The sequence below is a fragment of the Sessilibacter sp. MAH3 genome, assembly GCF_054658275.1.
Window position 1 is genome coordinate 1 of record NZ_BAAGIE010000055.1, and the last position, 6,132, is coordinate 6,132.

Genomic DNA, 6,132 nt, shown 5'->3' on the forward strand with positions numbered 1-6,132 from the left:
GTGAAGAAATTGGAAATCGCATTTTCAATTTCTGTCCTCTGATTAAATCATGGATGAGTTAATCAGAGGTTCCTTAAAATATTAAATTCGCGTTGAATCACTGAACAGCCACATAAAGTTAGATTATTGTGCCGGTTTGAAAGTACGAAACTCTTAATTTAATTATTTGCTTAACCAGTCAGAATTGTTACTGACTAATTATTTCCAGCTTAACCTGAATTTGTGGTCTAGGTTATTTTATAAAGACAATTTCTTTGTAAAATTAACACTAACCAATCGGTTAAACTGAGAACCGGCTGACTAATTATTTGCGAATTTGGTAACAGGGTGTAGTTGAAGGCTATGAGTGAAGAAAAATTCGACATTGTGTTTCGCGGAGACATTGTACTTGGCAGTAATCTGGTTCAAGTAAAGGCTAATTTGGCCAAATTGTTTAAATTACCAGCGCCAAAAGTCGAGGCTCTATTTACCGGAAAATCGGTAGTGCTCAAAAAACAGCTCGATAAAGAAACCGCAAAAAAATACCAAGTTGTTTTAACCAAAGCTGGCGCTCAGGTTTCGGTTGTTACTAACCAAACTAATATTCCTGCCAAACCCAAGACCCGTAAGCTTACCCTTGCGCCGGTAGGTGCTAATTTAATGCCGCGTGGCGCTAGTGCAAAAGAAGGGCAAGCTGAAGCCGAAGAAATTGATATTTCTGGCTTTAGTTTAAAAGAAGCCGCTGGTAATTTGGTTGACCAAACGGAGCTGGCTCACGAACAAGCCGTTGAGGTTGCATTACCCTCTTGGAATTTAGCGGAGACGGGCTCTGATTTAGGCCAAGCGAAACGTTCAGAGCCCGAAAAAATTGTGCAACCGCCAACCTTAGACATAGCCGAAGTTGGGGCAGACTTAGGGCAAAAACCCTCTAATGTCGCGCCTGTTAAAGTAGGAGACATTAACTTTGATGTGGCACCGGTAGGCTCGGACATGGGCGAGAAAAAATCCCATAAAACACCACTCAACCCTAAAATCGACCACCTTAGCCTTTCTTAAAAACATTCTTTCTCACCCTGTAATTAGCGCCATATTTATAGATGTATTGCGCGCCAAAAGCTTGGTAGAAATATCAGTGTGATATTTTCCTATAAGAATCAATCATATACATTAAGAGTGTTCCCCGCACACGCGGGGCTAAACCGTGGCCTGACTGCTGTTTTAGCCTCTGCTGACCGTGTTCCCCGCACACGCGGGGCTAAACCGAGGCTGAGCCTCTAGGGTTTTTTGATCTGGATGTGTTCCCCGCACACGCGGGGCTAAACCGCGATTCATCTTCGCCCACGCAAACACATTTTTGTGTTCCCCGCACACGCGGGGCTAAACCGTAAATGATTTTCCAGAAATGGCCCCTATGGCCGTGTTCCCCGCACACGCGGGGCTAAACCGTCTCTTTGAACAGACGTTGGTATTGGTATAACGTGTTCCCCGCACACGCGGGGCTAAACCGGACGGCATTGTTATACCTCAGCGATGGGTTCAGTGTTCCCCGCACACGCGGGGCTAAACCGCATGAAGGAGTGTTTATTTTTTTGTCGCATTTGTGTTCCCCGCACACGCGGGGCTAAACCGCTTTTTCCCGTACATGAGTGAATCTAAATATTGTGTTCCCCGCACACGCGGGGCTAAACCGGCACTATGTTTACAACAGACATGCACGGCTCGGTGTTCCCCGCACACGCGGGGCTAAACCGGCATCACTCTCTCACCGTGAAAAAGATTTTGTGTGTTCCCCGCACACGCGGGGCTAAACCGCAATGGCCTCTTGTTGTGTAGGGAATAAACGAGTGTTCCCCGCACACGCGGGGCTAAACCGCTGGCTGTGCCTGTTAGCACGTATCCATTAGGGTGTTCCCCGCACACGCGGGGCTAAACCCGGCTTGGCGTTTAGCATTTGATGCACTTAAATGTGTTCCCCGCACACGCGGGGCTAAACCGCGAATAGTTCGCGCAGTGTGCACGTGTTGCGTGTGTTCCCCGCACACGCGGGGCTAAACCGATTGGTTTCAGCGTATTCTAACGCATCAATTAGTGTTCCCCGCACACGCGGGGCTAAACCGTCACGCCAGCTCTACGAAGGAATTTCTATGCGGTGTTCCCCGCACACGCGGGGCTAAACCGCAGCGATACCACTGCTGTTGGCGTTAACGGCTGTGTTCCCCGCACACGCGGGGCTAAACCGTCGTTTGAAAAAAATACCGAATAACTGGACTCGTGTTCCCCGCACACGCGGGGCTAAACCGTCGCCAATAAAAGATCAAAATAGTTAAAGGCTGTGTTCCCCGCACACGCGGGGCTAAACCGAATATGTTGAATTGCTGGATGAGGTTACAGAGGTGTTCCCCGCACACGCGGGGCTAAACCGTATGGCGAAGGACGTGTGTCATTTGGCCACGGGTGTTCCCCGCACACGCGGGGCTAAACCGCTATCTATTTCTGTAAACTCAGATATTTACAAGTGTTCCCCGCACACGCGGGGCTAAACCGTCACGGATTTGGTGAGGGTGACGAAACTTACAGTGTTCCCCGCACACGCGGGGCTAAACCGGGGCGTCACCGGCTGAAATTTCAGATTTGATTGTGTTCCCCGCACACGCGGGGCTAAACCGCGCGCTGAGGCAATCGTTCCGGCGCAAATGCAGTGTTCCCCGCACACGCGGGGCTAAACCGTCATCAGCTATTGGCGCCTATTTTAATAATTGGTGTTCCCCGCACACGCGGGGCTAAACCGGAGAAATTCTTTTTTGTAGCCAGACAGGCGGCGTGTTCCCCGCACACGCGGGGCTAAACCGGTGAAATATGAATGACTTAGTTGTTGTTGAAAGTGTTCCCCGCACACGCGGGGCTAAACCAGTGACGCCCACGCGCGCACTCGTTGCGCACCTGTGTTCCCCGCACACGCGGGGCTAAACCGGCTGCCTGATCGCACAATGGTTCCATCAACCCGTGTTCCCCGCACACGCGGGGCTAAACCGAGTCGTTGCCGCTTGGGTTTGATACCTCGGCAGTGTTCCCCGCACACGCGGGGCTAAACCGGCGCCGTGTCGTACACACCAAACGGTATTCAGGTGTTCCCCGCACACGCGGGGCTAAACCGCCGCTCGGGGTGAACGGCTAAACATTAACGCAGTGTTCCCCGCACACGCGGGGCTAAACCGGCGATATTTTTTCACGTTACTCGTCCAAAAATGTGTTCCCCGCACACGCGGGGCTAAACCGTCATTACACTGGAACACTGGAGAGGCTAAACGGTGTTCCCCGCACACGCGGGGCTAAACCGAAATTGGCACCACGCTTATTTCTGCGATTTGGGTGTTCCCCGCACACGCGGGGCTAAACCGGTCGGCCGAGCCGATGGTTGCCGCTGTCATATGTGTTCCCCGCACACGCGGGGCTAAACCGTTCATTTCAGCTGCTCAACAGAATTGGCGATAGTGTTCCCCGCACACGCGGGGCTAAACCGCGTAATTTTAAATTTCAAAAACAGTGACTTTTGTGTTCCCCGCACACGCGGGGCTAAACCGTGAGCATATGTCACTCCACTCAAAAGAGTCTGGTGTTCCCCGCACACGCGGGGCTAAACCGGGGTCTAATTTACCGATAGCAAATGCGTCGCTGTGTTCCCCGCACACGCGGGGCTAAACCGACATTCTTGATACTTTGCTGTATCTACTATCGGTGTTCCCCGCACACGCGGGGCTAAACCGGCTGTTTGGCGGTTTGTAGATCGTGGAATTTTGTGTTCCCCGCACACGCGGGGCTAAACCGGCCCGTGGCCTCGAATTTTTCTTCAAAATTACGTGTTCCCCGCACACGCGGGGCTAAACCGATCCCATTTTCGGAAAACCAACATGCTATAGTGTGTTCCCCGCACACGCGGGGCTAAACCGCCAGCTCCATTCATTTCTGCCCAATCGCTAGCGTGTTCCCCGCACACGCGGGGCTAAACCGTCAGAGGGCATGTCCGGCGCTGATGTCTGGCCGTGTTCCCCGCACACGCGGGGCTAAACCGGTCGCCATACCGCGACTTCGGTGCTCGTCTAGGTGTTCCCCGCACACGCGGGGCTAAACCGTCATTCGGTAATGGGGATTCGTGCAAATAACAGTGTTCCCCGCACACGCGGGGCTAAACCGATTTTGTAGGCCCGAGCTTCTCTTTGCTTATCGTGTTCCCCGCACACGCGGGGCTAAACCGCTTTCACTCAGTAGCCGCTCTTCTTCGTTTAAGTGTTCCCCGCACACGCGGGGCTAAACCGCGGTGGCCAAAATGTGGTCACCGCTTTGTGATGTGTTCCCCGCACACGCGGGGCTAAACCGTGGTATTCCAATAGGTAAATTTTCGATCATATGTGTTCCCCGCACACGCGGGGCTAAACCGAGCAGCACCTCCTGCTGGAGTTGGGTGTATTCGTGTTCCCCGCACACGCGGGGCTAAACCGATCACGCGGCTCTATTTTACGACAATCTACAAGTGTTCCCCGCACACGCGGGGCTAAACCGACTATGCGTTTCGTCTGGCGGTAGAAAGAATTGTGTTCCCCGCACACGCGGGGCTAAACCGTATTAGCGTTATAGATCATACCCATAAATTTTGTGTTCCCCGCACACGCGGGGCTAAACCGCCGTCAGGCAAACCAGAATTCAAATCGAAGTCGTGTTCCCGCACACTTGGGATGTTTTACTCATCAAACCGAGATAACCAACGCTGGGTAAATCCATCGTCATCTATACCTGCGGGATCATCAAATAAAGAGTCGTTGATCTCAGCGCGCGTTGGTTTTAGCGCACGACCTAAATTAATATATTCTTGAGGAATAAAACTGGGCGAACCAATTTGCGGCACGCTTCCAGCTTGAAAAATAACGCCGTTACTGTAAGGGCAAGATAGTGTGGTTGGGCCAGCGTTCGCTAACACGGACTGTGCACCACCGGCTTTTTCGAGAATACGATTAGAAACTGCTGTTAGAAAAGCAATGGATTTAGTGCCATCGCCAAACTCATTGCATGTCGTCGATAAGTTATAAGCGTTAAAACAAGGATAATTAAATAGCTGTGATCCTATAACGGAATGTGAAGCATTCATGCCACCTACATTAAAAGGCTCAATGAAACTAGGGCCAGCATAGGCGTGCTCAACTTCCATTGCATTGCACATAGAGACAAACTGCTGAATAAAGCCATCAAGACCGATTTGATCGAGAATAGAAAAAGGGTAGGTAATTAATAATTCTCCCAAATAATTTTGTCGCTGCACTTTTTTAGTATGCCCCAGAAGAGACCAAAAGTGTGCTTTATCCTCCTCAACTCCAGCCTGAATTTCAAAGATGCCATCTGGACCAGCCATTGCGTGCACCAAACGTGGGTCAATATTTTCGCCGGATTGGAGGCGTCGCATAGTTCTATCGCCATGCAGATAATAATATTTAAATTGGCCCGCCGCTTGTTTCAGATACAGTTCGATAGCCTGCACCATAGCTTCCGTGCGACCGGGTTGACCGGGGCCACCAATATAAAACTCCATCGCTAAGCCTAAAACGGCGGCGGGATCACCGTCCGAGAAATTCACGACTGGTTCTTGGGTGATATGTTGATAATTAAATACATTCATTTTCTTTGTTTTACCCTCTACAGAATCTGATTTGGGTTTTTACAATTGCAAACCTGTTCATCTTTTTCAGGTTTGCCTCCAATGCGATAAATGGCGTAACTATTTCGTCCTCCGGCGATTTTTCTGTAATCTCTATCCTGATCAGCGCTTCGTGCATCATTTCTAAATTTATACTCTATCACGCGTTCTATATTATCAGTGGTAGGTTGTTTAGCTGGATTCTTCACGATGGTTAAATCCGGTCTACGAATATATCCCTCACCCGGTTGATAGCCCTCTACCTCTTTTATGCGAGCCATCCAGTTATAGGAAGGCTCTGTGCAGTCTAGGTTGTTAGGATCACGGTGCATTAATGGTCTCGGAATGCCGTCGGTCTCCATACCCATATCGAAGGATATTTCAGACTTATAGCGGCTTTTGTAGTTGAGCGCAGCGTCGGCAGTTGCAAAAACGCCATGCACACAGGCTTGATACAAATTTTGATCCGA

3 protein-coding genes and 1 CRISPR repeat array are annotated in these 6,132 nt (G+C 50.5%); of the genes, 1 reads left to right on the forward strand and 2 read right to left on the reverse strand.

Going from position 1 to position 6,132, the window contains the following annotated elements; genetic code table 11:
- Positions 1-342: 342 nt before the first annotated feature.
- Positions 343-1,035 carry a hypothetical protein gene (locus tag ACYQ2C_RS18360; RefSeq protein ID WP_460104611.1) on the forward strand — a complete coding sequence of 231 codons (693 nt, stop codon included), beginning with the start codon at positions 343-345 and terminating at the stop codon, positions 1,033-1,035.
- Between the two features lie 117 nt (positions 1,036-1,152).
- Positions 1,153-4,658: direct repeats of the CRISPR family, unit length 29 nt; unit sequence GTGTTCCCCGCACACGCGGGGCTAAACCG.
- 56 nt (positions 4,659-4,714) lie between these two features.
- Here ACYQ2C_RS18360 and ACYQ2C_RS18365 read toward each other — a convergent pair.
- The gene (locus tag ACYQ2C_RS18365; RefSeq protein ID WP_460104609.1) at positions 4,715-5,644 is read right to left on the reverse strand and encodes a type VI immunity family protein; all 930 of its coding nucleotides are present in this window, start codon (positions 5,642-5,644) and stop codon (positions 4,715-4,717) included.
- A 17-nt stretch (positions 5,645-5,661) separates the two neighbouring features.
- The coding region (locus tag ACYQ2C_RS18370) for a VRR-NUC domain-containing protein (protein ID WP_460104607.1) at positions 5,662-6,132 on the reverse strand (471 nt) is incomplete at its 5' end.

What these genes read in the sequence shown, in the direction of transcription:
- ACYQ2C_RS18360 (WP_460104611.1), top strand. Translation starts at nt 343, where the DNA reads ATGAGTGAAGAAAAATTCGACATTGTGTTTCGCGGAGACATTGTACTT.
- ACYQ2C_RS18365 (WP_460104609.1), bottom strand. Translation starts at nt 5,644, where the DNA reads ATGAATGTATTTAATTATCAACATATCACCCAAGAACCAGTCGTGAAT.